Consider the following 20,876-nt stretch of genomic DNA (forward strand, 5'->3'; position numbering starts at 1 on the left):
ATGAGCACCGCAGACGAAATCCGCGCATGCGCGAATGCAGTCAGCCGGCACGATGTGCTGACCGCTGCACGCCTGAACGCCGCCGCTGTTACCGTGGCGCAACTGGAGCGCCGAAACGTCGAACTGTCGAAGGCCGCTGCCGCGCGGACGATCGAGCGCGTCACCGCCAAGCCGACCAGCGCTGATGTTCTCCCCTGGCGCCGCCCCGGCCCGCTCGGCCGCATGCACAGCAACGATCCGACGCCGCCGGCTGCAGCATGACCAGCGTGGCCGCCCTCCCCGTCCATGCCGCCCCGAAAGGGGCGGCGCAGCCGGTGCCGTTCGCATCAGCCGAAGAGGCGTGGCTGTGGACGATGGCTGCCCATGTGGCCCGGCGGGACGGCACCACAATGGAGGACCAGACGCCCCGCCCATGCGAGGTGGACGATGTGATCCGCATTCTGGACCAACTCTACCGGTCCAGGCGGATCGGCCTCGCCCACGCAAAGGTGCTGCGGGTCTACGGCGAGATTCAAACCGCGCCGCGCTCGACATACGGCCAGGAACGGGCCGACGCACGACTCTGGACCGAGGCGATGACGCGGCTCGCGGGGCCGCTCCGCCAGAAAGGAATCATCCGGTGAAGATCACCGAACTCCGGGTGTCGGTCGCGAAGACCGTCAACCTCGGAAATTACAACTCAATCCGCCTGGAGGCCGGCGCAACCGTCGCCATTGAGGACGGCGACGATCTCGACGCCGTGCGGGCGGAGATGATGACCGAGATCAACACCAGCCTGCATCAGCAGTGGGACAAGTTCAGGAGGGGCGAATAATGCTCGACGCTACCGAATCCACCCCGACATTCGCTCTGACCGTGCCGGGCAGCCAGGCGCCACTGGTTCTTCCGACCGACCCATCCGAACTGCTACCGACCTTGACCGCAGAGGTGGTCTACGCCCCCGGCAACCCCATGGTCATCATCGGCGCCGTCGAGCGTTGGGCTCGCGCCGAAGCCGCCAAGGCCGACGCTGGCACCACCAAAGGCCGCGCCGCCCTCGTCAGCCTCGCCGCCAAGATCGCGAGCACGAAGACGGGCTTGGACAAGCTCGGCCTCGACATGACGGCCGGCTGGCGCGAACGCACCAAGGTGGTCAACACGGACCGGACCCGCATCACCTCGGCGTTCGACACCCTCAAGGCCGACATCCGCCAGCCGGTTACCGAATGGGAACGGGCCGAGGAAGAGCGCAAGCAGGGCCACCAGGACGCCATCGCGGCCATCTATGCCCTCGGCCAGTTCGATATGGCCGAGCCAACCACCGCCGAGATCGCCGCGCGCATCCCCCAGGCCGAGGATGTCGGAACCAGGGATTGGGAGGAATTCGCCGAGCCGGCCGCCAAGGCCCGCGCCGACACGGTGGACAAGCTGCAGGCGCTGCACACCGCCGCTGTCCAGCGCGAGGCCGAGCGTGCCGAACTGGCCCGTCTCCGGGCCGAGGCCGAACGCCGCCGGCTGGAGGACGAGGCGCGGGCGCGCGCGGAGGCTGACGCGAAGGCCGCCAAGGAGCGGGCCGAGCGCGAGGCCAGGATTGCCCAGGAAGCCGCCGAGCGCGCCGCCCGGGAGGCTGCAGCCAAGGCGGAGGCCGAGCGCCTGGCAGCCGAACGTCGGGCCGCTGCGGAGCGGGAGGCGATCGAGCAGCAGAAGCGGGAGGCCGAGGAAGCTGCCGCCCGCGCCGAAGCCGCCCGGCGCGAGGCAGAGGTGCGGGCCGAGCGCGAACGCCAGGAGGCTGCCGCCCGCGCGGAGCGTGAGCGCCAGGAGGCGATCGAGGCCGAGCGCCGCCGGGTCGCCGCCGAGGAAGCCGCCCGGAAGGCCGAGGAAGAGCGCCGGGCAGCCGACAAACGGCACCGCGGCCGGATCAACCGCGCCGTCCTGCAGGCCCTGCTCGGCCTGCCGATCGGCCTGACGGAGGACCAGGCCAAGACAATCGTGGAGGCCATCGCCCGCAGCGCCATCCCGCACGTCAGCATCGGTTACTGAGATGGCCGTCCGCCTCACCGAGCCCGGAGTGTATTCGCTCCGGGCCGCCGACTACCACGCTGATCCGGCTCCTGAACCGAGCCTGTCGAACAGCCTCATCAAAATGCTGCTGCAGAAATCACCGCGCCATGTGCAATACGCGCACCCGCGCCTGTCCCCGAACTTCAAGCCGAAGAAGGTGACGGACGCGATGGAGGATGGCTCGATCCTCCACAGCCTGATCCTCGGGACCGGCGTGCCGATCACCGAGGTGTCGGCCGACAACTGGACCAGCCAGCGCGCCAAGGCCGCGCGGGCGGAAGCGCGGGCCGCCGGGCGCATCCCGGTTCTCTCTCGCCGGCTGGCCGAGCTGCACGAGTGCGCGGATGCTGCGGTCGAGCAGATGATGGAAATCGAGGCGTGTGAGCCGTTCTTCGATCCCGACGCACGTTCGGAGGTGACATTGCTGTGGCAGCTCGGCCCGCTGTGGTGCCGGGCCATGGCCGACCGACTGGCCCCCGGCGGTGTGTTTTTTGACATCAAGACCACCTCCACCAGCGTGGCGCCGGCCGACTTCAGCCGCACCCTGGAGCGCGAGCACGCAACGCAGGATGTGTTTTATCGGTCAGGCGGCAACATCCTGGCGGAACTCGGCCTGATGGAGGCGCCGACAGCTTTCCGCTTCGTCGCGATCGAGACATACGAACCGTTCTGCATCGCCGTCTACGAGGCGCAGCAGACGCTGATCGAAGCGGCGACCACCGATGTCCACCGCGCAACAGCCACCTGGGCGCGCTGTCTCCTGAACAACGACTGGCCCGGCTACGGAAAGGAGATCAACCGCGTCGAGGCCAGCGTTGGCCGGATGATCCGGGCCGAGGAAGCGAAGCTCGATTGGAAGATGGCGGCATGACCAAAGCGCCGCGCACCACTGGCCGGGGCGATCCTGGGCAGTCGTCCAAGATAGCGGCTGCCCTGCGCGAAAGCATCGCCACCTGGGCCAGCTACCTGTCCAACGTCGATGCGTTGCCGCCGTCCTGGCCCATCAACTGGCGTCCGGATGGCGCCAAGCACTGCATCGTCTGCCACGGGCGCCGCTGGTGGCGCCTCGCCGCCGATCCCAACGCCACCCCCGGCTACGGGCCGGGATGGTGCTGCCAGACCTGCTGCCCCCCTCTGGCGGGGGCAGCCATCATCATCGCTCCTCAGGAGATGACCCTTGACCGAGCAGCCTGACTTTCACGTCATGGTCCGCGCTGACCTGCTGGTGATGGCGCACCGCTTCGTGTCCGCCGATTCATTGCGCGTCTACCTGCAAGGTGTGTGGATCGAGCCTTCTGCGGAAGGCGGCGCCGTCCTGGTCGCCACCGATGGATGGACCATGGCTGTGTTCCACGATCCCGACGCCATGGTGAACCGGCCCGTCAACATCTGCCTGCCGCCGGCCGCGCGCATCGCCGGGGCACGCTCGAAGACCAGCACACGGCGGCACGCCAAGCCGACATTCCCCTTCTTCGCTTTGCCGGCAAACGAACCTGTGCCCGGCCGTGCCCTCGGGTGGATCACGGGAGCCGCGTCCGTCGCTGAAGCGGCCGAACTGGCGGACATGAGAGACGCAAACTGGTGCGGCGTCGTGCGAACCATGAACAGCTTCACGGAATGGCGCGTGTGCGTGCCGCGCGAACGCAAGCCTTCAGCACATCCTGGCGCCTTCAATCCGGAACTGCTGTCCCGCTTCGCCCCGATTGGGAAGCCGATGAGCATCTACCTCGGCCAGGAGCACGAACCGGCCCTGATCGAATGCGGGCGCACCGACTTCTTCGGGCTGATCATGCCGATGAAGGCAGACCGCGCCCTGTTCTCCGACATGAAGGCCAGCGCGCCGGCATGGATGAACGCGCCGGCCAAAGCCGAAAGGCAGGCCGCATGACCGACCGTCCCATCATATTCAGCGCGCCCATGATCAAGGCGCTGCTCGACGGGGGGAAGACGCAGACGAGACGGTTGGCGACCTCCCCGCTGGCCCGGTGCGTGCCCGGGGACCGTCTGTGGGTGCGGGAGAACCTGTTGCAGCGCCCGATGGCGAACTTCCTGACCGGGGAACCGACGAACGCCATCGTGGCCGCCTATGCGGCTGATAATGGCGATGTCGTCAACGACGCTGGGTTCAATCTGGCCCCTTGGTGGAGAAGCGGCGGCGGGTTGCCTTCGATCCACATGCCGCGCTGGGCCTCGCGCCTCACCCTGACCGTCACCGACGTGCGCGTGCAGCGGCTACACGACATCACCGATGCCGATGCGCTGGCGGAGGGGATAGAGCCAGAGCGTTACTGCCCCGTCAGTGACAGCGCCGGATTGCACGCCTGCGGCTCCGCCGAGCCGACCGATCCAGTTGCTGAGTACCGCGACCTCTGGGACCGCCTGCACGGCGCCGGCGCGTGGGACAGCAACCCCGAGGTCGCCGCGCTGACGTTCACCGTCGAGCGCCAGAACATCGATGCGAGGATCGCGGCATGACCACTACCGAGCACACGGCTCCCGCAGCAGCGGGGGCCAACCCTCTCAAATCCGCCGCTGAGCGGATCGCCCTGGTCCGGGCTGGGCTTGACCGGCTCCGCGCCGAGAACCAGCGCCTCCAGGCGGATGTGGAGCGGCTGACGCGGGAGCGTGACGACTGGTGCAGCGGGACCGCTCTTGCCCTGAAAGCCCAGGAACAGGCCGAGATCGAGCGCGATGCCATGCGTGCCCGCATCGCCATGGCCGAGCGGATGGCAGAGGCGGCGCGGACGGTGATTGCTGCTTTCGATATGGCGTCTGACAACCCGTTGCGGGTCGCCCTCGCGGCGTGGGAGGCGAGCCGTGGTTGAGCGCTCATTGATTGATCGGCGCGAGACCAACATGGGCCTCTGCGGCTACAGCGGGAACACGCGGGGATACAGCTTTTACAATCCCGATACCGGCACCGAGTGGTCACGCGAGCACCCGATTGAATCCGGCCAGTGCGACGATGCGACGGACATTCGTCCGATGCGGTTCAGCACGTGGCGGCGCCAGTTCATGGAGCGACGCGCATGACCACTCCACAAACGAACAAACGCTTCCCGCAGATGCCGGACTTTTGGGCCGGCATCACGGACGATAGCACACAGACGGAGAGAGATGCCGCAAATCAAGCGCTTGATGCGTGGCTGCGCACGGATGCCGGTCGCGAGTTTCTGGCGGCCGATAAGCTGGTGGCGGAGACCGCGAACACGCGGGACATCACATGGCGCGAGGCGATGGAGGCGTGCGGCTATGAGTGACCCCCTTCCCTTAACGACCGAGACCTTCACCGCCCGCGCCGGCAGCAACGGCGAGGCGCTGGTGACGGCCCCGAGCGGGCGCGTGGAGTTCATGGGCCTGTGGCAATTCTTCCGGTTCTGCCTCGCGGCGGCGCGCGCGGGGCACAAGATCGAGGTGCAGAAATGACCCTCCGCGACACGATCGCCCGGGAGGTGCGCATAGTGCTCGGGGAGCATTGCGTCACCCCTGCTGCGACGGATTCCATGACCCTCAACGCTCGCGTCGAATGGCGCAATTCGCTGGCGCGAGAGATCGCCGATGCGGTGCTCGCCGCCTTGGCGCCAGTTCGTGCAGATTCTGCACATACTGCCACCCCGGCGGATTCTGCCGTCATCGCCGAGATCGCAGCCGAACGTCGACGACAGGTCGAGGCGGAAGGCTGGGCGCCGGCGCACGACGATGCGCACCGCCGTGGCGAGTTGGCCGGTGCGGCAGCTTGCTACGTGCTGTACGGCCTGCGTAGCGCCATCGGCGAGGCGACGCTTGCCGACCGTGTGCGCTTCTTGGCTCGCGATCTGTGGCCGTGGGACAGCTCGTGGTGGAAGCCAAAGGACCGCCGGCGCGACATGGTGCGCGCAGCCGCCCTGATTGTCGCCGAAATCGAACGGCTTGACCGGGCCGCCAAGGCGCCGGCGGAGGGTGGGGCCAATGCCTGACCCCATGACCACCGACCGCGCCCGCGAGATCAACGACGCCCTCGTCACCGCCTGGATGGTGCGGGAGCAGATCACGTGCGGTCCCGTGCCGGACCTGTCCGGCATCTCTCTGGCCGACGCCATGGAGGCAACCGAGATCGTCGCCGCGCTGCCCGGCGAGCGGCAGCCGGACGGCAGCACAATTCTGAAGTGCCATATCGAGGAAAAGGCACTCGCGGGGCTGCTGGCGTGGACGCTCATGACGCGCCTGTCGCAGATCAGGGAGGCGGCCCATGGCTGACCAGCAAACGACCGCTCCCGTGGTCGCGAAGAAGTCCTTCAAGGACGGCCACGTTGCGGTCGGCGTCCAATTGCGATGCCGCGGCTTTGGGAACGACAGCGCGAAGATCGACGCCAGCACGGACCTGACCACGGACCAAGCCCGCGCGCTCGCGCGATCGCTGGTCGAACTCGCTGAACAGGCTGAGGCGAAGGTCGCGGCGAAAGCCGCCGCAGATGAGCGGCGCCGGAAGTGCCGGGACCGAGAGGTTGCCGCCGGCCGCATGGTGGTGATCGGAGGGCGATGATGGCGGGTTACCAGCAAGCAACCGACTGGCAGGCCGGCGCCATGGCGATGCAGGAGGCGATCGCTGCGTGGCACGCCGAGCAGGCGCGATGGTTCGGCGCCCCGCGTCCGAACATGTGCATGACCGCCGAGGACCGCGCCCGGTTCGCATGGGCCGCTGCCAGCCACGCCGCGCATGCCGCCCACATCCGCCGGATGCCGCTCCCGGAGGCGCCCCATGCCTGAGCAGCAGGCGCCCCTACTCGCCCCCGGCGCCGGCGATCGCGGCCGGTGCCTGACATGCCGGCACTTCACCCCGATCGACAACGGCTGCGTCCGGAACGGCACGGTCACCGACGCCGCCGGGAATGAGCGGCCCATGATGTATGTCTATCCCGCGATGCGGGCACGGTGCTGGGAGGCCAGGGATGGCCAGTGACAGCAAGATCCACCGCCTCGGGTGGCGGCCGGATCCACTTGCCGAGCTGGTGCGGGAACTCGCCCGAGAGGCCGCGAAGCCCGTCACCGCGAGGGGCGGATGGGGCGCCATGCTCCGCCGGGACCGGGAACTGATGCGGCGCGCTGCGGAGAAACTGTCTCAATGGGGGCGCCGCTCACAGCATCCACAGGGACAAGGTGAGCTACTGAGCGAGATGGCTTACGGGCACGCAAGCGCTGTAGCAGGCCATCACGCTGGCGAGCGTGAATGTGAGCATGTGAGCTTGCTCACATGTGAGCAAGCTGGATAGCCGAGCGGCTAGTGGGAAGGCGGGGAAGAAAGAGTTGTTGACGGTCTGCCCGCCTTCATGCTGTGCATCTGCATCGCGCGCTAGCGCGTTGGAGATGCTGCATGCATGTGATTGTCGTCGCAAGCCAGAAAGGTGGCGTGGGAAAGACCACGCTTGCTGCGCATCTGGCTGTCCATGCTGACCGCAATGGCACGCGCACCGCGCTGATAGACACCGACCCGCAGGGCGGATTGGCGGGCTGGTGGAATGCCCGCGCCGCCGAGACGCCCTCTTTTTTCAGGGTGGACGGGCCTCTCCAATCCGCCCTGGACGGTCTGCAGGCTGCCGGCTTCGGAGCGGTGATCATCGACACCCCGCCGGCCATTACCGCCTCGATCGCCGCCACAATCGCCGTCGCAGACCTGGTGCTCGTGCCGGCAAAACCGAGTCCGCAGGATCTGCGCGCCGTTGGCGCGACGGTTGATTTGGTTCGCGCGGAAGGTCGGCAGATGCTGTTCGTGGTCAACATGTGCATCCAGCGCGCCCGGCTGAACGAAGACGCAAGAGCGGCGCTCAGCGAGCATGGGCCGGTCGCCCCCGGCCTCCTGTTCAACCGGGTGGCCTACGTCAATGCCATGATTGATGGACGGACGGCAGGGGAGGTGGAGCCACGGGGGGAGGCAGCCCGTGAAATCTCCGAGCTATGGGCGTTCCTGGCGGGAGCAATGGCAGGGAGGGAGATGCGTCATGTCGCAGCCGCCGGCTAGGCTGACCGCCGGTCTGGTACCGGTGAAGAAGGGGGAGGCCGCTCCGGTCACGCCACCGCCCACGCCGGCACCCGAAGAGGCTGCGGCAGAGCCCACGGAGGCACAGGCCGCCCCCGCAACCGCGCCAGAACCATCCCCGCCGCCTGCGCCGCGCAGATCGGCTCCAAAGCAGGTTCCATCATCGGCGCCGCAGTTGGTGAGGGAGCCACCGCAGCAGGCCCCTCGCGTCTCAGTGAGCGCCCGGCTGCCTCCGGAGCTGCAGGAATGGATCCGCGTGCGCGCCTTCGTGCGCCGGATGCCGATCCAGAACCTATTGGAAGAGATCGTGGAGTTCTACCGCCAACACCACCCGTAGGTGTGGAGTCTATGGGCGCTTGGCGGCGATCAAGCGGGGAGGAACAGGCGGTTTTGACGGATGGAGCACGAGGCCGGTTTCAGAGGCGCTTACCCGTGCATCAGGGTAGGCGGCCAGGGCGAGTTGCAGGGATTCCAGGAAGTGCGATCGGAAGCGCCGTAGGCGGGTAAATCCACCACCGAATTGCGCATGCAGGGCAGACCAGCTCACCGACACATCACCCTTGAGCGCGTGCAGCCTGTAGGCAAGCCACACATACACGTCGAGCACGAGAGAGCGCGCACCGATTGCTTGCAGCGCCGTTTCGCTGACTGGGACGGGGTGGGAAACCAACGCCTGATAGAATTGCTCGTTGAGCAGAACGCGCTCTTGCCATAGCGCTCCTTGCGGTCCCTCATCGGCCGTCAGCGATATCGCCCCGTCCACGAACCCGCCATGCCGCATGATTTCTCGGCCCGCGCGATCGGCGTAGAAGGTCAGCCGGCACCATGAGATGCGCCGGGCCTGCTCGTTCACCAGCCGGTAGGTCGTTCCTCCGATTGAGAGTCCCATCGTTTCAAGCCATTGGCGCATGGAGCGGCCAAGCTCGATATCCCGCGACTGGCTCTTAACGGCTTGGCTTTGGAGGAATAGCAGGATGAACCGGGCATATGAGCCGTATGGCAGCCCTACAGCGCTGCCAGCGCGGTCATGACCGGCTTCCAGCATGAGGGTAAGGCCGGCGCTCTCCCGACGCCACAGAAGGCCATCCACGGGCTTGTGGGGCAAAGAAGTGAGGGCGAACCCTGAATACGTGAATCCGACCCGGTCAGCGTCATCCCCAAGCACCTGATACGCTGCCTCAACCACGGAGCGGTCGTGCTTGGTGACCGCCTGCTGACGAGCCACTTCAATGCCATCGCGCAGGATCAACTGGTGGACGGTGCCCATGGGGCGACCATGGCGGTATCCATTGCCGCCGGTCAATGTGGAGTCTGGGGGCGCAAGCTATTTGGAAGATATTAGATTCTTATATTAGTTCTGCGCCCATAGACTCCACGGGATAACTTTGTAAGGCATTGAATCTCCACAGCCAGAGTTATCCACAGCGCCCCCAGACTCCACACAAGCGCCCCCAGACTCCACACCGGCCTGTGGATATCCCATTTCCCGGCCTCACACGTGATAACCTCCGATTCCCATGAAAGATGATACGCTGCCACAATTCGAAAAAACGGAGGAAAACCGCGAGTCTCCTGACGCTGCGATCACGCGATAACTGCCCTCCCCCAGACCGAAGCCAGCCAGCGCCAGAATCAAAAAAGACCCCGGGGAGCGATCCCCGGGGCCACACATCCTTCACCGATCCGCCCGCACGCAGCCGCGCACCACTGGTGCGCACACCGCATCCCTCCCGCTGACCCCATCGCTGTCCCCGGCATAGCGGAGAGACTCGACTCGGCCGCCCCGAACCGTGGCGATCGCCCGGCAGGAGGCCGCAGACCCCACCGATACCGAGCCCGCGCTGGCGAGCGAGATCGGCCAGGTAACCGGGAGCAGCGCCAAATCGGCGAACAACGGCAGGGACGCGGATGTCGCAGCCTCGGACCGGCCCCATTGGGCCACCAATCCGCCGTCCGGCAGTGGCGCGGTCCGGTCCGGCACGCCCATGCAGGATTGCAGTTCCGCCAGCGTGCGCCCGACTGCCCAGGTCCGGGCCTCGCGCGCCTGCCGGGCAGCGCAGCCGGTGAGCAGCAGGACGGCCACCAGGGTGAACAACGGACGGGTCATGGCGTCACCTCGCTGGCCACCAGGGACCGCACCCGCGCCAGGTGATCCCGGCACTCCGCCCCGGCGCTGGACAGATCCACGATCCACCGTGCCAGGGCCTGGTCACTGGCCGTTGCCGGCGGTGCTGGCTCGGCCGCGCACGTCAGCAGCGCCGCGGGAATCTGTGCCCGCGGCGCTGGTGCTGGCCCGCTTGCGCAGGCCGTCAAGGAGAGCGCGCATAGCAGGAGACTGAGCGCAGCCATCGGTCGCAGTTGCATGGTCGATTGCCTCTTTGATGTCGGCCGTCTCCGCCGCCCGCGCGTTGGCCGCGGCCAGCGCGGTGCCGAGGGCAGCCGTCACGCGGCGTTGCTGCGCCAAATCGGCGGCGACCTGCGCGGCCTGTTGCTGGGCGACCAACGCCGCCCGGACATCGCGGTCATGGAGCGCCACCGCGCCCCATGCCGCCCCGATCACCGCCACCACGGCGAGGCCGATCGCCACGTAGCGGCCGGCCGTCCCGGACAGCAGCGAGAGCAGGGCGGTGATCATTCCACATCCTCCGCCGCCGGCCAGTCGGGTAGGTCCACGGTCCGCCCGGCGAGCGAGTGCGTGCAGTCGCTGAGGAACTCGATCCGGCCGGCACGGACAAAGCTGTGGCAGCGATGGCACAGGAACGGCGCCTTGCGTCCGAGCCGGGCCTCGTAATTGCACCAGCACGAATCACCAGGCTTGTGGCTCGAGACGTAGTGCCCGCTGGTAACCAGCACCGACGGCGAGAACGTCGGCGCGTCGGCGTTGCCATCCCAGGACCACCGCGCGCCGTTCGCATTCGGGCCATCGACAGTGACGGCGTGCGTTTCCTGGCAGCCGGGACACCAGAACCCGAGCATGCGGCCATGCTGGCTACTGAGCTCACGCAGCTTGGCTGACAGCCGGCTCATGGCTGCCCTCCCGGCGGCGGCCCGGGCGGGCGCTCGCGCATCACCACCAGCCACAGCGACGCCGCCAGGCCAATCAGCGAGGCAATGGCGTCCAGACGCTCGGGCGAGATGGACACACCGAGCGCCAAGGCGAGCAGGCCGAGCGCGCCGCCCCGCGTTGTGCGCTCAGCGGACTTGGCGGCAACCCATCGGGCAACTGCGACCCAATCCACGGCGGCGAGACGCGCGCGCAGCTTCTGCAGCACGGATGTCATGCAAGACTCCAGATTTTCGGGGAGCCGCCCGCAGGCGGCGGGATCAGGCCGCCACGAGCGTGAGAGCGGCCAGCGCAGCATCGCGGCACCGGTCGGTGCGCCCGAGCCAGCCGTTGCCGTAGGTCCGGAAGCCCGGCCGGCTCCGGTAATAGGCCGCCCGCGCGACCGACATGCCGTTGATGATGGCACGCGTGTCCGCGCCGCGTGCGGCCAGCACGGTCATTGGTCCCACCAGGCCGTCCACCTCGGCGCCGACCTGCCGCTGCAGCTCGCGCGCGGCCCATCCCTGCCCTGGGTTCACCGCCGCATCGAACGCCAACAGGTCGAGGCCGGGCCGCAAGTCGCCGCAGCGCAGGGCGTTCCAATACTGCGCATGGTAGATTTCCGCCGCCTCGTCTCGGGTCAGCGCCCGCACATCTGCCGGTGTGCACGACCTGCCGCGCCAGCGCGTCAGCGTGGCAATGGTGATGCCCAGGTTGGTCGCGCCGCCGGGGTCCCGCGGATCGTTGCTGTATCCCCCCTCCTCACGCAGCACGAAGGGGAGGCACACGTTGAAGCGGTCCAAACTCACGGAAGCACCTCCCGCGGGATGACCAGCGGTTCCCGCACGCTCATGAACACGATCGGCTTGCCGGCCTGGGTGAAGTCGGCGATCTCGGCCGCGATCCCGACCGACTGGCGCCACCCGGGCGCCTTGACCACGATCAGCCCTCGCGCCGACGCCATCAGTGGCGCATCGGCCCGGAGCCACAGCTCCACATCGGTCGGATCGATATCCCCGTGCTCGGCGATCGGATGCGAATGGCAGATCGGGGACAGCACCGGCACCCCGCATCGGATCAGCGCCGCCGTCACCCGGCAGGCCATCCTGAATGCGGCTTCTCGCCCCATGGGATAGCGGGTGTAGGGCGAACAGATATACCAGTAGCTCACGCGGCCAGTGCCTCCCCTGCCCATGCCCAGTCGAGGACAGCATGCACCGCCTGGCGCTCGAAGACCGACCGGTCCCCGTCGTTGTGCAAGTCCACCGTCACCACGCCCGGCAGGCTGATGAAGCTGCGGCTGTCGCCGGCGAAGGTGCGCCCCCTCCCCTCCGCGTGGACGCGGATCAGCAGCATGTTCCCGGCGCCGAACTCGGCAATGACCGGCGTCCACTCATCGGCGAAGCCGGCATCCGGCGCCACGATCGTCTGCACGTTCAGCGCCAGTGCCCGCCGCACGAAGATGCGCCCGAACACATCGGCGCCGTGCAGCGGCTTCATGTAGCGTTCCGAGTGCGCGATGTAGGCGGCGCGCGGCGTCTGCCCGAAGAAGTCCGCATTGGGCACGTCCTTCACCGCCTCATAGGCGTCGTGCGGCCGGCCCGGCATGCCATAGGCCGCGTGCGTGGCCTCCTTCAGGTGGTAGGACATCCCGAGCCGGACCGCGCCGGTCATGCGCGCGAGGATGGCCGAGGCCGCAGTGTCCTTCCCCGCCCGGGGCGGCCCGTTCAGCAGGATCAGCTTCATTCGTCCACCTCCGCCATTTCGAGCCCGGTCGCGATGCAGCCGAGGTCAGGGACCACACGCTGCAGCGTCCGGCCGTCTCTGGTTTCCACCTTGATCAGCGCCGCGTTGACGCCCTCGGCGAGCAGCGCTTCAAGCGCCGCCCGCGCCCCGTCCGCTATCGGCCCAGAGGCCAGCGGCGGCAGGGCATCACGCGGCTTTCGCTTCACAGGGCCGCACCGTTTTGCCGGCGGCATGCCGCGCCCGAGCCCATGTCAGGAACTCGGCCGCGCGCTCCGGATCCTTGACCACCTCGATCAGCCCTTCCTCGTCTGCGTCGGGGAAGATCAGGGTGACGACGGCTGGCAGGTTGTGCTCCGGGAAGCCGAGGGCATCGGCGTAGCCGTCGAACACCTTGTAGGTGCCCACCCGCAGCGCGCAGGACCACACGCCGTTCGGCTGCCGGTGCCAGCCCTGCCCGAAGACGTGCTTGTGCCCGCAGACGAAGATGTGGTCGGGCGGCCCGAGCTGCGCCGCCTTCCCGGGCCCATGCGCCGGGTTCCATTGCGACGCACCGCGGAAATCATGCCGCGCGTTCACCCTGATCTCGCGCCCGTTTGGAAGATGCAGGGCGAGCCGTGCGCCGTGCGTCTCGTAGGGAACGCCGGCTTGCTTGGCCATCCACTTCACCGGGTCGCCGTCGCCGCTCCAGGCGTCATGATTTCCCCCGATCAGGTAGAGCCAAGGGACGGCGCCGATGAACCACTCGGCCAGCTTCCACGCCTGCGCCGCCGTGGTGGACTGCGCGGCGTAGAGGCGGGCCAGCCTGCCCACCCAGTTGTTCGTCATGTCGCCGGCATTGCCGGCCAATAGGCCCTTCGTGGTCTGGGCCAAGTCGACATGCCGGCGAAGCCGAGGCCAGTCGCACCCGTCATCGTCAACATGGGGATCTCCCATGTGGAGGATCCCGATCGGCCCATCCAGCCGGACCGTCACGGGGATCAGCCGTCGCGCCTCACGGGACACCTGCTTGCGCCGGAAGGCCGCGGTGCGCGCCTCGATCAGCGCGTCCACATCCGGGTTTTCGTCCGGCAGGTCCGGCACCTCGAAGTCAGCCGGAGGGGGCGACAGCAGCCCCTGTCTCTCCGCCTCCCGCAGCCGGGCGAGCGCGACGTTGCGCGTCCACCCTGCCCGCTCCGCGACTTCCCAGACTGCCGATCGGCGCCCGGTGCAGACGTGCTGCCCCATGGGGACAGCACCTTCCGCAACGGCCAGCTTGTGGAGGCCGGCCGCGCGCTGCACGTCGTCCGTCACAGCACCCGCCCCGCGATCCGAGCCTGGACGGCCACCACCGCCGCATCAATCAGGCGCGGGCCAACATAGGAGATGCTGATGATCAGGGCGAACCGCGGGAACCCGAGCAGCCCCAACCATTCACCGAGCCCCTGGCCGATCCACCCCATTCCGATTGCTGTCGGCACCTCCCACAGCAGGCTCCACCCGAGGGGGCGCCGGTGCGCAGCCAAGGCCAGGAGCCGGCCGAGCAACCCCAGGCCGCCAGCCGTCGCCGCCGTGTGCGCGATGTCGCGCCACGTCTGGTCGTCCATATCGATTTCCTTGTGAGGGGAGCGGCCACCAGAAGGCCGCAGGTCAGCCGATCAGGCTGGGCCGAGGATCAGGTCCCGGCGGGATAGTCGGGCCGCGCCGGCAGCGCGGTGGAGCTGGTGTCCGTGCCGTTGACGATCGCGCGCAGCGCCTGCACGTAGGTCAGCCATTCGGCCGGGAATGCAACGCCAGCCTTAAAGCAACGCAGCGCCGTGATGTCGGATCCGTCCAGTGCAGCCCGTGCTGCAGAGACGAGATCCACAATCACCGGGGATGGCGCGGCAAATGTCCAAGTGCCGTCAGTCTGTTTCGACGCCACATCTCCAGCGGAGGCCGTGGTGCCAGCGGCCAACTCTGCCCAGGTCCAATCGCTGTGAACGTCGAATTTGGCGTCGGCAACCTGCGCCACCATGCCAGCCGGGGAGATCAGTGCGTATGCCATAGGTCAATACTCGATGATGACAAGGCCAGCAGCGCCGGCTCCACCGGAAACAGCGGCGCCAGAACCGCTGGATCCGCCACCGCCACCTCCGCCAGGGAAGGGGCCTGACGATCCGGTGGACGTGCCGGTTACGAACGGGGCAGATCCGGATCCGAACGCCCCCCCGCCAGTCCCGCCCGCAGGAGCCGTTCCAATCAGCGACCCAGACTGGCCGGTCTGCCCACTGATATTGATCTGTCCGCCGGTAGCTGTCCCGCCATACCCATAGGTGCCCAACCCGCTCGCCCCAACAGCGCCCCAAGATGCGCCGCCGGCGGTGAGCAGCGATCCGACAGATGATGCACCGCCGTTCGTGCCGTTCGCACCGGCCGCTGCGGTGCCACCGGAACCCACCGTAATCGCCAATGCCTGGCCAGAGGTGACAGTGTAGGTTCCCTCGGCATAGGCACCACCGCCGCCACCGCCACCAGCCGAGGACGAGCCGGTTGCCCCGCCCCCACCTCCGCCGCCCCCCCAAGCGCGTGCACGAATGCGGGTCACGCCGGCCGGGACAGTCCAGGCAGCATTCGCCGTGAACACCTGCATGTTTGCGAAGCCCGGGACCATGCCGGCCCCGAGTTTCGCCGGGATAATGGGTGCCTGCGAATGCCGGACGATATTCCCGGCCGTGATCGTGGTCTGCCCGTAGGCGATGGTGATGATATAGAGGGGCACATAGCCGCTGTCGGCCGATGGCGTGGCCTGGCTGCCCGTGGTCGCCGCCGCACCGGCCTTCAGGCCGAGGGTAACGGTCTGCGGCCTACGCGTGTTCTGCGCCGCGCCGCTGTTGTTCGGGCCGACGTAGGGCACGCCTGGGTTGGCCGCGTTGTAGTAGGGCAGCGCCACCGGAGTGCCGTCCGTCTCGCCCAGCGTGGCCTGCACGAGGTAGTTGCGGGACTGACCGGCCGTGGTCGGCGCCGACAGGGGGCCGAGTGCCGTGGTCCCGAGATTGATACCCTGCTTGACGAGGTTCGAGGAATCCGCCGCGAGCGATCCGAACGCGCTGTCATCGACGGTATCGAGGGCAATGATGCTGCCCGGCCCGACCTGCACGCTCAGCGACGCCGGCGAGGTCGGAGTGCACGCGAGCCCGTCAACCAGCGTGCTGGTGCCGAACGCGGCCTGCAGCAGCGCGCCGAGGCCGACCATGGCATCCCGCTGCGATTGCAGGACATGCGTATCCAGCGGGATTGCGCCCGGGTAAACGATCGTACGGTCCATGGAAGCTCCGATCAGGAGGTGATGCGCGCCCAGGCCACGAAACCCGAAGGCATCGTGCGGGCGATTGCGTCGTTGATTTCGTCGTCGGTCACGCGGTCGCCAACCATGTCAGCCGACAGGTATTCGATGGCGCCAGCCCCGTAGCCGCCGCCGGCCCACCCCGTGCCGCTGTAGTATCCGCCGACATTGGCGATGCCGCCGGATGTGGGACGGTATGCCTCGACGAAGCACTGGCCTGGCAGGTCCAGAGATCCCCAGCCGCCGCCCGACTGCGGAGACCAGATGACATCGGCATCGCGGGTAGCCGGGCCGCCGTTCGTATAGATGAGCGACGACATGGACGTGCCGGGTTCGATCTGCGTGCCCCACGCGTAAATCGTCGTGCCTGCCAGCAGGTTGGTCTGCCAGTAAACGTTCTGCGCGCCCGCTTGTGTGGTGATGGTGGGTAACCGAAAACGCTGCCACGTCGGCGTCAACGCGATGTCCAGCCGCGATACCTTCTGTGAGCCGGTCGAATCATTCCACATGGAATAGAACGAAACCGTGGTTGCAGCGTCGGCGCGCAGCCAGACCGATGGCGTGTATGTGCCAATGTCCGGTGAAGCGTATTTCGCGCTGGTCGCCCCGCCGGCTGTGGGCGCGGTGATCTGCGCTGCGGTCATTGTGCCGTCCGGCGCCACCACGGCATTTTGCGTCACCGTGCAGCCGCCCCAGGTGCCCCCATTCTGGAGGTTCGAATACGGGCAGTAGTTCGTCGCCCCCGACTCATTCAGCAGCGCTGCGGGACCGGACGAGTAGTCGTAGCGGGGCGTGTAGGGGCCGGCCGTATGCACGAGGCCATCGGCCCCGACATAGGTCCCAGGCGAGCCCCGGCTGTCAAAGAGAGCGACGGCCGAACCATAGCCGCAGCCACCGGCACCATACCCCCCGGTGTCCGCCGGCCGCGCTGGTTCGAACACCCGTGGTGTCCGCCCGGTCAGATCCTCAAGAACCGAGATGACCGCCGCCCGCGTCCCGCGCTCGCGCAGCAGCTCGCGCTTGATCCGCCGCCGGTATTGGGTGTCGCTCTCGGCTGTCCGGCGTTGGAGATCCACGCCGAAGAAGTCAGCGCCGATGCCGTCCAGGAACACGTCGGTTGCCGTGCTGATCCTGGTTTGGGCCTTGGTGTAGGTCAGCAGCGCATAGATACTCTCCCAGGCACTCGCGAGGCCGGACAGCAGGGCCGACAGCACCGGCGCATCGTCGGGAAACCATCGTCCGGGCAGCGCGGAGCGCAGCCGCCCGACGAAATCGGCCTGATCCCCAATTGCCATCAGGACACCGTGACGGTGGAGACACGCACGACGCTGCCGGCCGCGCCGCCGATGTTCGCCGTGCCGCCGTTGACCGTCAGGCCAGACACGCCACCGACGCCGTCCACGCCGTAGGCCACCGCGATCAAGCGCGTCCAGGACAGCGCCTCGCCCATCCCGAGCCCGTCGATATAGGCCGCGATGGCGGTCTGCACCGGCCCGACCAGATCGCCGTGCGCGTAGCCGGATGCCGCGGTCACGGTGAGCGCCACGTTGGCGGGGACCACGGTCGGCCCATGCACCTCATAGGTCCCGCCGAGGGGGCGCACCGCCTCAACGGCCGCGGCTACCGAGTCGATCAGGTCGGCGCTCGGTGAGCCGGATCCGTCGTCCACATAGACCGTCGTGTGCGCATCCCGGGCCGCGCCGGAGCCGTCCACCCGTTCGGCGAGCTGCACAAACAGCCCCTGCTGGACGGAGGTCACGGCATATTCGACCGCCGCCGGCGTCGCGCGCGAGCGGGTGTTGATGTAGTTGATGAAGCGCGTCCGCAGCGCCGCATCGGTCTCGGCATCCTCCCCGTTCGTGAAGGCCGTCGCGTTGGTGACGGTGTCCACCCCCGGCAGCGCCGCCGAGATCAGCGTGATGGTGCCCGCCAGGACGTTGCCGACCGTGCCGGCCGTCTGCGCCTGGACGGGCACGGTGACCGAGGTAGCACCGGCCGCCAAGGTCGCGCCGGCCGTGGTGGCGAAGCTGACCGATCCGTCCCCCGTCTTGACGACGGTCCCGGTCGAGATGGCCACCGCCGAGGTCGGCGCCGTGAACGCCGAGAAGGTGACGGAGCCCGTTGCCGCCGTCGCAGCCTGCCGTTCCAGGCCGAAATCGGCGACGAAGCTGTCCGCATCGTCTCCCGTGCTGGTGGACAGCCTGGTGGTGCGCAGCACCAGGAGGATCAGCCACTGCATCCACAGCGCGACGCTGGCGTTCGCCTCCAGGATCGCCCGGAGGACGGTCCCCGAGGCCACGTTGAGCAGCGAGGATGCGGACGCCTGGACTGCCGCCGCCTGCTGCGACAGCCAATCCGCGAAGGTGCGGAGGGAAAGTGTTGCCATCAGGTCACCGGAGCGGTCAGGGTTTGCGTCTCGCCGGTATCGGCATCGACGTAGCGGATCGAGGCGACCACCGTGCCGTCATCCTGGGCCGAGACGGTCACGGTCGGGGCCGGGCTGGACGCGACGGCCGCCTCCTGCCGCATCTGCGCCCGCGCGATCGCCGCGATGCGCTGTGCATTCGCCGGCTGGCCGACCATGGCCGGCAGCCCAGCGCCGTAGCCCAGGTCCCACAGGTAGTCGGTCGGGTTCGTCAGCAGCCGGCGCAGGACCCTCTCCTGCCCGGCCTGGGATCCTGTCGAAAGGGCGAGGTCGCCCGTGGCGCCGACCGAGAGGTCGGAACCCATGGTATGCGCCAGATCGGCCATGTCACTCCACCGGGTGATCCGTCGTGTTGCTGTCGATCGTCGCCGGGCCGGGCTCGACGTTGGGCACCGGGTGGTGATGGGCGTTGTAGGCGTCGCGGAGGTCGCGGACCGAACCGTGCTGCATGTCGCGGTCGGTCACATCCTGAACCGCTCGGACGTTCTGCAGGGCCTTCACATCGAGGTCGGCGGTCATGTTGCCGTTGACGGTCATGTCCCCGTCGTGGCGCCAGGTGCCGCGGCTGTAGATGGTCCCATCCGCGCAAAGGCGGATCACGCTGCCGCTCCTGTGCTGCAGGATCACCTCACCAGCGACGGCCTCGGCCTTGCCGGTGCTCGGCGCCCCACCGGAGCCCGGGGCATTCGGCGGCGCCGGCGGCCGGTTGCCATCGTTGTGGGCGAACCCGGTCACCGCGAAGGAATCACCGTCCGGTTCCAGCCGAGCCATGTCGCCCGGCATCGGGAGCGCAGTCACGCCCCAACCGCCGGACGCCGCGGCCTGGACAACCGGCAACCACCCGGACAGCACCCCTTCCGGTTGGATCAGCACCCGGACCGTCTGATCAGCGGCGTTGACCGACCGGACGATGCCCCATCGGGGCCGCGGCTGCATGCTCAGCATCTCCGACACCACGCGTCGGATCGCCTGCGTCCATCGAATGTCCATCAGGTCAGCGCCGCCTGCGATCTGGTATCGTGGTTCTTCAGGGTCACCCACATACCGAACCCGCCGGTGAATTCGATCCGCCTTGACACGGTGTTGACGTAGTAGCGCTGGTCAAAGGCTGCCCCCGTCCCCCGCAGATCCACGATGCTCCTGGGGGACAGGATCACGTCGCCCGGCCCCTGCCAGGTGATGTTCTTCTCGTGCTTGCTCAGTTCCGCCAGGCGCTTGTTCGCCTCGGCCTGCGCCTGAGCTTCCGTGAGGTTTGGGATCACGAACACGAACCGCTGCGTGGAGGTGCCGACCTGGGTCGCCGACTTCGCCGCGGCGGCGCTCTTGGCCCCGATCGCCTTCGCGACCTTCTTGAAAGCCTTCCCCTGCTTCGCGTGCCAGCTCTGGACCACCACTTCGATGTCCCGCGCCAGGGTCAGGGACCGCTCGAAGCGGATGTCCTGCACCCCGGACACGGGATAGGGCGCCCCCGGTGCGCGGGGCTGGTAATCGACCACGTAGGGGTTGCGGGTGTCGATCTCCGTCGCCGGATGGAAATGCAGCGTCTCGCCGGTCACATAGAGGTCGAACCCCTCCTTTTGGGCCAGCCACACCAGGAGTTCCCATTCCGTCGTCACGCGGCTGAACTGGCCCAGGCTTTCATGGGTGTGGTCCAACTCGTAGTAGCGGCCAGCCGGGGTTGTGGTGACCGTCACGTCCGCCTTGAGGTCATGCCGTGCTGCCAGCGTCGCGGCGATCTGCGAGGCGGTCAGGTTCTGGAACGCCTCCTGCGTTTTCGCCTCCACCAGCCGCATGGAGAGGTCATGCCCGTCCACCTCGATCCGGCCCGTGTCCGGATGGATGCTCAGGTGCTCGACCTGCCCCTGGATGAGCGATGTCCAGGCGTTCCCCCCGTCGATGCTGACCCGGATATCCAACAGCAACGTGGGCTGGTCTGCCCACCACGCCGCGGTCTGGCCACCGGGCGCGTTCAGCGTGATCTCGGCCCGGAAGCTGTCCGCCTGATAGGCGCTGTTCTGCTCCACGTCCGCCGATACCGCGCCCGGCAGTTCCACCCCGTTGGCCAGGATGAGCAGCCTGGGCGCTCGAACGCCCGCGGCCGGAGGCCCGTTCGTGCCGCTCATGACTGATCCGGCACCCCGCCGGCAGCGGACGGATCCGCATTCGGGATGCGAAGCGTAACCTGCCCGGACAGCACGAAATCGGACAGGCCGTTCACCTCCGCGATCCGCGTCGCCTGGGTCGCATCGCGCAGGTAGTCAGCGGCGATCCGGAACAGATTGCCGCCGATGACGGTGATGGTGCGCAT

At 68.0% G+C, this 20,876-nt stretch carries 37 protein-coding genes; 18 read left to right on the top strand and 19 right to left on the bottom strand.

Going from position 1 to position 20,876, the window contains the following annotated elements:
- The 18 genes from NBY65_RS33460 (at position 1) to NBY65_RS33545 (ending at position 8,035) form a co-directional block, all read left to right on the top strand.
- The gene (locus tag NBY65_RS33460) at positions 1-261 is read left to right on the top strand and encodes a hypothetical protein (RefSeq protein WP_150043345.1); all 261 of its coding nucleotides are present in this window, start codon (positions 1-3) and stop codon (positions 259-261) included.
- Complete coding sequence (locus tag NBY65_RS33465; protein WP_150043347.1) at positions 258-623, top strand: hypothetical protein; 366 nt, start codon at positions 258-260, stop codon at positions 621-623. The genes NBY65_RS33460 and NBY65_RS33465 overlap by 4 nt, the downstream gene beginning before the upstream one ends.
- The gene (locus tag NBY65_RS33470; RefSeq protein WP_150043349.1) at positions 620-814 is read left to right on the top strand and encodes a hypothetical protein; all 195 of its coding nucleotides are present in this window, start codon (positions 620-622) and stop codon (positions 812-814) included. Before NBY65_RS33465 ends, NBY65_RS33470 begins: the two co-directional genes overlap by 4 nt.
- Positions 814-2,019 (top strand): hypothetical protein, encoded by a 1,206-nt coding sequence (locus tag NBY65_RS33475; RefSeq protein WP_150043351.1) that lies wholly within the window; start codon positions 814-816, stop codon positions 2,017-2,019. Before NBY65_RS33470 ends, NBY65_RS33475 begins: the two co-directional genes overlap by 1 nt.
- A gap of 1 nt (position 2,020) precedes the next feature.
- Positions 2,021-2,911, top strand: a complete 891-nt coding sequence (locus tag NBY65_RS33480) for a PD-(D/E)XK nuclease-like domain-containing protein (protein ID WP_150043353.1) — start codon at positions 2,021-2,023, stop codon at positions 2,909-2,911.
- On the top strand, positions 2,908-3,234 hold the full coding sequence (locus NBY65_RS33485; RefSeq protein ID WP_250266069.1) for a hypothetical protein: 327 nt from the start codon (positions 2,908-2,910) through the stop codon (positions 3,232-3,234). The genes NBY65_RS33480 and NBY65_RS33485 overlap by 4 nt, the downstream gene beginning before the upstream one ends.
- Positions 3,218-3,928: a hypothetical protein gene (locus NBY65_RS33490; protein ID WP_150043215.1), complete on the top strand. Its 711-nt coding sequence runs from the start codon at positions 3,218-3,220 to the stop codon at positions 3,926-3,928. Before NBY65_RS33485 ends, NBY65_RS33490 begins: the two co-directional genes overlap by 17 nt.
- Positions 3,925-4,515: a hypothetical protein gene (locus tag NBY65_RS33495; RefSeq protein WP_150043216.1), complete on the top strand. Its 591-nt coding sequence runs from the start codon at positions 3,925-3,927 to the stop codon at positions 4,513-4,515. Before NBY65_RS33490 ends, NBY65_RS33495 begins: the two co-directional genes overlap by 4 nt.
- Positions 4,512-4,865 (top strand): hypothetical protein, encoded by a 354-nt coding sequence (locus NBY65_RS33500; RefSeq protein ID WP_150043217.1) that lies wholly within the window; start codon positions 4,512-4,514, stop codon positions 4,863-4,865. The genes NBY65_RS33495 and NBY65_RS33500 overlap by 4 nt, the downstream gene beginning before the upstream one ends.
- On the top strand, positions 4,858-5,073 hold the full coding sequence (locus NBY65_RS33505; RefSeq protein WP_150043218.1) for a hypothetical protein: 216 nt from the start codon (positions 4,858-4,860) through the stop codon (positions 5,071-5,073). Before NBY65_RS33500 ends, NBY65_RS33505 begins: the two co-directional genes overlap by 8 nt.
- On the top strand, positions 5,070-5,300 hold the full coding sequence (locus tag NBY65_RS33510; RefSeq protein ID WP_150043219.1) for a hypothetical protein: 231 nt from the start codon (positions 5,070-5,072) through the stop codon (positions 5,298-5,300). The genes NBY65_RS33505 and NBY65_RS33510 overlap by 4 nt, the downstream gene beginning before the upstream one ends.
- Positions 5,293-5,466 (top strand): hypothetical protein, encoded by a 174-nt coding sequence (locus NBY65_RS33515; RefSeq protein ID WP_162530753.1) that lies wholly within the window; start codon positions 5,293-5,295, stop codon positions 5,464-5,466. The genes NBY65_RS33510 and NBY65_RS33515 overlap by 8 nt, the downstream gene beginning before the upstream one ends.
- The gene (locus NBY65_RS33520; RefSeq protein ID WP_150043220.1) at positions 5,463-5,996 is read left to right on the top strand and encodes a hypothetical protein; all 534 of its coding nucleotides are present in this window, start codon (positions 5,463-5,465) and stop codon (positions 5,994-5,996) included. The genes NBY65_RS33515 and NBY65_RS33520 overlap by 4 nt, the downstream gene beginning before the upstream one ends.
- Positions 5,989-6,276 carry a hypothetical protein gene (locus NBY65_RS33525; protein ID WP_150043221.1) on the top strand — a complete coding sequence of 96 codons (288 nt, stop codon included), beginning with the start codon at positions 5,989-5,991 and terminating at the stop codon, positions 6,274-6,276. The genes NBY65_RS33520 and NBY65_RS33525 overlap by 8 nt, the downstream gene beginning before the upstream one ends.
- Positions 6,269-6,562 carry a hypothetical protein gene (locus tag NBY65_RS33530; RefSeq protein ID WP_150043222.1) on the top strand — a complete coding sequence of 98 codons (294 nt, stop codon included), beginning with the start codon at positions 6,269-6,271 and terminating at the stop codon, positions 6,560-6,562. The genes NBY65_RS33525 and NBY65_RS33530 overlap by 8 nt, the downstream gene beginning before the upstream one ends.
- Positions 6,562-6,786, top strand: coding sequence for a hypothetical protein (locus NBY65_RS33535; protein WP_150043223.1), 225 nt, complete (start codon positions 6,562-6,564; stop codon positions 6,784-6,786). The genes NBY65_RS33530 and NBY65_RS33535 overlap by 1 nt, the downstream gene beginning before the upstream one ends.
- Entirely contained in the window at positions 6,779-6,979 is a 201-nt protein-coding gene (locus NBY65_RS33540) for a hypothetical protein (protein WP_150043224.1), read from the top strand. The genes NBY65_RS33535 and NBY65_RS33540 overlap by 8 nt, the downstream gene beginning before the upstream one ends.
- A 411-nt stretch (positions 6,980-7,390) precedes the next feature.
- Positions 7,391-8,035, top strand: coding sequence for a ParA family protein (locus NBY65_RS33545; protein WP_150043225.1), 645 nt, complete (start codon positions 7,391-7,393; stop codon positions 8,033-8,035).
- A 364-nt stretch (positions 8,036-8,399) separates the two neighbouring features.
- Here NBY65_RS33545 and NBY65_RS33550 read toward each other — a convergent pair whose 3' ends face one another.
- The 19 genes from NBY65_RS33550 to NBY65_RS33640 all read right to left on the bottom strand — a co-directional run bounded on the left by NBY65_RS33550 (position 8,400) and on the right by NBY65_RS33640 (position 20,876).
- Complete coding sequence (locus NBY65_RS33550; protein WP_150043227.1) at positions 8,400-9,320, bottom strand: replication protein RepA; 921 nt, start codon at positions 9,318-9,320, stop codon at positions 8,400-8,402.
- Between the two features lie 408 nt (positions 9,321-9,728).
- Positions 9,729-10,160 (bottom strand): lipoprotein, encoded by a 432-nt coding sequence (locus NBY65_RS33555; RefSeq protein WP_150043229.1) that lies wholly within the window; start codon positions 10,158-10,160, stop codon positions 9,729-9,731.
- A 102-nt stretch (positions 10,161-10,262) separates the two neighbouring features.
- Positions 10,263-10,688, bottom strand: coding sequence for a hypothetical protein (locus tag NBY65_RS33560; RefSeq protein WP_150043231.1), 426 nt, complete (start codon positions 10,686-10,688; stop codon positions 10,263-10,265).
- Positions 10,685-11,080: a DUF6527 family protein gene (locus NBY65_RS33565; protein ID WP_239002980.1), complete on the bottom strand. Its 396-nt coding sequence runs from the start codon at positions 11,078-11,080 to the stop codon at positions 10,685-10,687. The genes NBY65_RS33560 and NBY65_RS33565 overlap by 4 nt, the downstream gene beginning before the upstream one ends.
- Complete coding sequence (locus tag NBY65_RS33570; RefSeq protein WP_150043233.1) at positions 11,077-11,334, bottom strand: hypothetical protein; 258 nt, start codon at positions 11,332-11,334, stop codon at positions 11,077-11,079. Before NBY65_RS33570 ends, NBY65_RS33565 begins: the two co-directional genes overlap by 4 nt.
- A 43-nt stretch (positions 11,335-11,377) precedes the next feature.
- The gene (locus NBY65_RS33575) at positions 11,378-11,905 is read right to left on the bottom strand and encodes a glycoside hydrolase family 108 protein (protein ID WP_162530754.1); all 528 of its coding nucleotides are present in this window, start codon (positions 11,903-11,905) and stop codon (positions 11,378-11,380) included.
- Positions 11,902-12,291, bottom strand: coding sequence for a DUF1937 family protein (locus tag NBY65_RS33580; RefSeq protein WP_150043237.1), 390 nt, complete (start codon positions 12,289-12,291; stop codon positions 11,902-11,904). The genes NBY65_RS33575 and NBY65_RS33580 overlap by 4 nt, the downstream gene beginning before the upstream one ends.
- Positions 12,264-12,842 (bottom strand): hypothetical protein, encoded by a 579-nt coding sequence (locus NBY65_RS33585; protein WP_150043239.1) that lies wholly within the window; start codon positions 12,840-12,842, stop codon positions 12,264-12,266. The genes NBY65_RS33580 and NBY65_RS33585 overlap by 28 nt, the downstream gene beginning before the upstream one ends.
- Entirely contained in the window at positions 12,839-13,048 is a 210-nt protein-coding gene (locus NBY65_RS33590) for a hypothetical protein (protein WP_150043241.1), read from the bottom strand. Before NBY65_RS33590 ends, NBY65_RS33585 begins: the two co-directional genes overlap by 4 nt.
- Positions 13,029-14,132 (bottom strand): hypothetical protein, encoded by a 1,104-nt coding sequence (locus NBY65_RS33595; protein ID WP_150043243.1) that lies wholly within the window; start codon positions 14,130-14,132, stop codon positions 13,029-13,031. Before NBY65_RS33595 ends, NBY65_RS33590 begins: the two co-directional genes overlap by 20 nt.
- A complete protein-coding gene (locus NBY65_RS33600) occupies positions 14,129-14,425 on the bottom strand; it encodes a phage holin family protein (RefSeq protein WP_150043244.1) in 297 nt (98 codons plus the stop codon). The genes NBY65_RS33595 and NBY65_RS33600 overlap by 4 nt, the downstream gene beginning before the upstream one ends.
- A gap of 68 nt (positions 14,426-14,493) precedes the next feature.
- Positions 14,494-14,865 (bottom strand): hypothetical protein, encoded by a 372-nt coding sequence (locus tag NBY65_RS33605; protein ID WP_150043246.1) that lies wholly within the window; start codon positions 14,863-14,865, stop codon positions 14,494-14,496.
- A gap of 3 nt (positions 14,866-14,868) precedes the next feature.
- Positions 14,869-16,125, bottom strand: a complete 1,257-nt coding sequence (locus tag NBY65_RS33995; RefSeq protein WP_150043248.1) for a glycine-rich domain-containing protein — start codon at positions 16,123-16,125, stop codon at positions 14,869-14,871.
- Between the two features lie 11 nt (positions 16,126-16,136).
- A complete protein-coding gene (locus tag NBY65_RS33615; RefSeq protein ID WP_150043249.1) occupies positions 16,137-17,438 on the bottom strand; it encodes a phage head spike fiber domain-containing protein in 1,302 nt (433 codons plus the stop codon).
- Positions 17,438-18,529: a baseplate J/gp47 family protein gene (locus NBY65_RS33620; protein ID WP_150043251.1), complete on the bottom strand. Its 1,092-nt coding sequence runs from the start codon at positions 18,527-18,529 to the stop codon at positions 17,438-17,440. The genes NBY65_RS33615 and NBY65_RS33620 overlap by 1 nt, the downstream gene beginning before the upstream one ends.
- Positions 18,529-18,894, bottom strand: coding sequence for a hypothetical protein (locus NBY65_RS33625; RefSeq protein WP_150043253.1), 366 nt, complete (start codon positions 18,892-18,894; stop codon positions 18,529-18,531). Before NBY65_RS33625 ends, NBY65_RS33620 begins: the two co-directional genes overlap by 1 nt.
- A 1-nt stretch (position 18,895) precedes the next feature.
- The gene (locus NBY65_RS33630; protein ID WP_150043255.1) at positions 18,896-19,513 is read right to left on the bottom strand and encodes a hypothetical protein; all 618 of its coding nucleotides are present in this window, start codon (positions 19,511-19,513) and stop codon (positions 18,896-18,898) included.
- A gap of 44 nt (positions 19,514-19,557) precedes the next feature.
- The gene (locus NBY65_RS33635; protein WP_150043257.1) at positions 19,558-20,691 is read right to left on the bottom strand and encodes a phage late control D family protein; all 1,134 of its coding nucleotides are present in this window, start codon (positions 20,689-20,691) and stop codon (positions 19,558-19,560) included.
- Entirely contained in the window at positions 20,688-20,876 is a 189-nt protein-coding gene (locus tag NBY65_RS33640) for a hypothetical protein (protein WP_150043259.1), read from the bottom strand. The genes NBY65_RS33635 and NBY65_RS33640 overlap by 4 nt, the downstream gene beginning before the upstream one ends.

This window comes from Rhodovastum atsumiense, assembly GCF_937425535.1.
GTDB lineage: Bacteria > Pseudomonadota > Alphaproteobacteria > Acetobacterales > Acetobacteraceae > Rhodovastum > Rhodovastum atsumiense.

Bases quoted from the DNA above. Each gene is read 5' to 3' on its own strand.
- NBY65_RS33460 (WP_150043345.1), top strand. From the start codon at position 1: ATGAGCACCGCAGACGAAATCCGCGCATGCGCGAATGCAGTCAGCCGG.
- NBY65_RS33465 (WP_150043347.1), top strand. From the start codon at position 258: ATGACCAGCGTGGCCGCCCTCCCCGTCCATGCCGCCCCGAAAGGGGCG.
- NBY65_RS33475 (WP_150043351.1), top strand. From the start codon at position 814: ATGCTCGACGCTACCGAATCCACCCCGACATTCGCTCTGACCGTGCCG.
- NBY65_RS33480 (WP_150043353.1), top strand. From the start codon at position 2,021: ATGGCCGTCCGCCTCACCGAGCCCGGAGTGTATTCGCTCCGGGCCGCC.
- NBY65_RS33485 (WP_250266069.1), top strand. From the start codon at position 2,908: ATGACCAAAGCGCCGCGCACCACTGGCCGGGGCGATCCTGGGCAGTCG.
- NBY65_RS33495 (WP_150043216.1), top strand. From the start codon at position 3,925: ATGACCGACCGTCCCATCATATTCAGCGCGCCCATGATCAAGGCGCTG.
- NBY65_RS33500 (WP_150043217.1), top strand. From the start codon at position 4,512: ATGACCACTACCGAGCACACGGCTCCCGCAGCAGCGGGGGCCAACCCT.
- NBY65_RS33510 (WP_150043219.1), top strand. From the start codon at position 5,070: ATGACCACTCCACAAACGAACAAACGCTTCCCGCAGATGCCGGACTTT.
- NBY65_RS33515 (WP_162530753.1), top strand. From the start codon at position 5,293: ATGAGTGACCCCCTTCCCTTAACGACCGAGACCTTCACCGCCCGCGCC.
- NBY65_RS33520 (WP_150043220.1), top strand. From the start codon at position 5,463: ATGACCCTCCGCGACACGATCGCCCGGGAGGTGCGCATAGTGCTCGGG.
- NBY65_RS33525 (WP_150043221.1), top strand. From the start codon at position 5,989: ATGCCTGACCCCATGACCACCGACCGCGCCCGCGAGATCAACGACGCC.
- NBY65_RS33530 (WP_150043222.1), top strand. From the start codon at position 6,269: ATGGCTGACCAGCAAACGACCGCTCCCGTGGTCGCGAAGAAGTCCTTC.
- NBY65_RS33535 (WP_150043223.1), top strand. From the start codon at position 6,562: ATGGCGGGTTACCAGCAAGCAACCGACTGGCAGGCCGGCGCCATGGCG.
- NBY65_RS33540 (WP_150043224.1), top strand. From the start codon at position 6,779: ATGCCTGAGCAGCAGGCGCCCCTACTCGCCCCCGGCGCCGGCGATCGC.
- NBY65_RS33545 (WP_150043225.1), top strand. From the start codon at position 7,391: ATGCATGTGATTGTCGTCGCAAGCCAGAAAGGTGGCGTGGGAAAGACC.
- NBY65_RS33550 (WP_150043227.1), bottom strand. From the start codon at position 9,320: ATGGGCACCGTCCACCAGTTGATCCTGCGCGATGGCATTGAAGTGGCT.
- NBY65_RS33555 (WP_150043229.1), bottom strand. From the start codon at position 10,160: ATGACCCGTCCGTTGTTCACCCTGGTGGCCGTCCTGCTGCTCACCGGC.
- NBY65_RS33560 (WP_150043231.1), bottom strand. From the start codon at position 10,688: ATGATCACCGCCCTGCTCTCGCTGCTGTCCGGGACGGCCGGCCGCTAC.
- NBY65_RS33565 (WP_239002980.1), bottom strand. From the start codon at position 11,080: ATGAGCCGGCTGTCAGCCAAGCTGCGTGAGCTCAGTAGCCAGCATGGC.
- NBY65_RS33570 (WP_150043233.1), bottom strand. From the start codon at position 11,334: ATGACATCCGTGCTGCAGAAGCTGCGCGCGCGTCTCGCCGCCGTGGAT.
- NBY65_RS33580 (WP_150043237.1), bottom strand. From the start codon at position 12,291: ATGGGCAGGGGAGGCACTGGCCGCGTGAGCTACTGGTATATCTGTTCG.
- NBY65_RS33585 (WP_150043239.1), bottom strand. From the start codon at position 12,842: ATGAAGCTGATCCTGCTGAACGGGCCGCCCCGGGCGGGGAAGGACACT.
- NBY65_RS33600 (WP_150043244.1), bottom strand. From the start codon at position 14,425: ATGGACGACCAGACGTGGCGCGACATCGCGCACACGGCGGCGACGGCT.
- NBY65_RS33605 (WP_150043246.1), bottom strand. From the start codon at position 14,865: ATGGCATACGCACTGATCTCCCCGGCTGGCATGGTGGCGCAGGTTGCC.
- NBY65_RS33995 (WP_150043248.1), bottom strand. From the start codon at position 16,125: ATGGACCGTACGATCGTTTACCCGGGCGCAATCCCGCTGGATACGCAT.
- NBY65_RS33615 (WP_150043249.1), bottom strand. From the start codon at position 17,438: ATGGCAATTGGGGATCAGGCCGATTTCGTCGGGCGGCTGCGCTCCGCG.
- NBY65_RS33620 (WP_150043251.1), bottom strand. From the start codon at position 18,529: ATGGCAACACTTTCCCTCCGCACCTTCGCGGATTGGCTGTCGCAGCAG.
- NBY65_RS33625 (WP_150043253.1), bottom strand. From the start codon at position 18,894: ATGGCCGATCTGGCGCATACCATGGGTTCCGACCTCTCGGTCGGCGCC.
- NBY65_RS33630 (WP_150043255.1), bottom strand. From the start codon at position 19,513: ATGCTGAGCATGCAGCCGCGGCCCCGATGGGGCATCGTCCGGTCGGTC.
- NBY65_RS33635 (WP_150043257.1), bottom strand. From the start codon at position 20,691: ATGAGCGGCACGAACGGGCCTCCGGCCGCGGGCGTTCGAGCGCCCAGG.
- NBY65_RS33640 (WP_150043259.1), bottom strand. From the start codon at position 20,876: ATGCGCACCATCACCGTCATCGGCGGCAATCTGTTCCGGATCGCCGCT.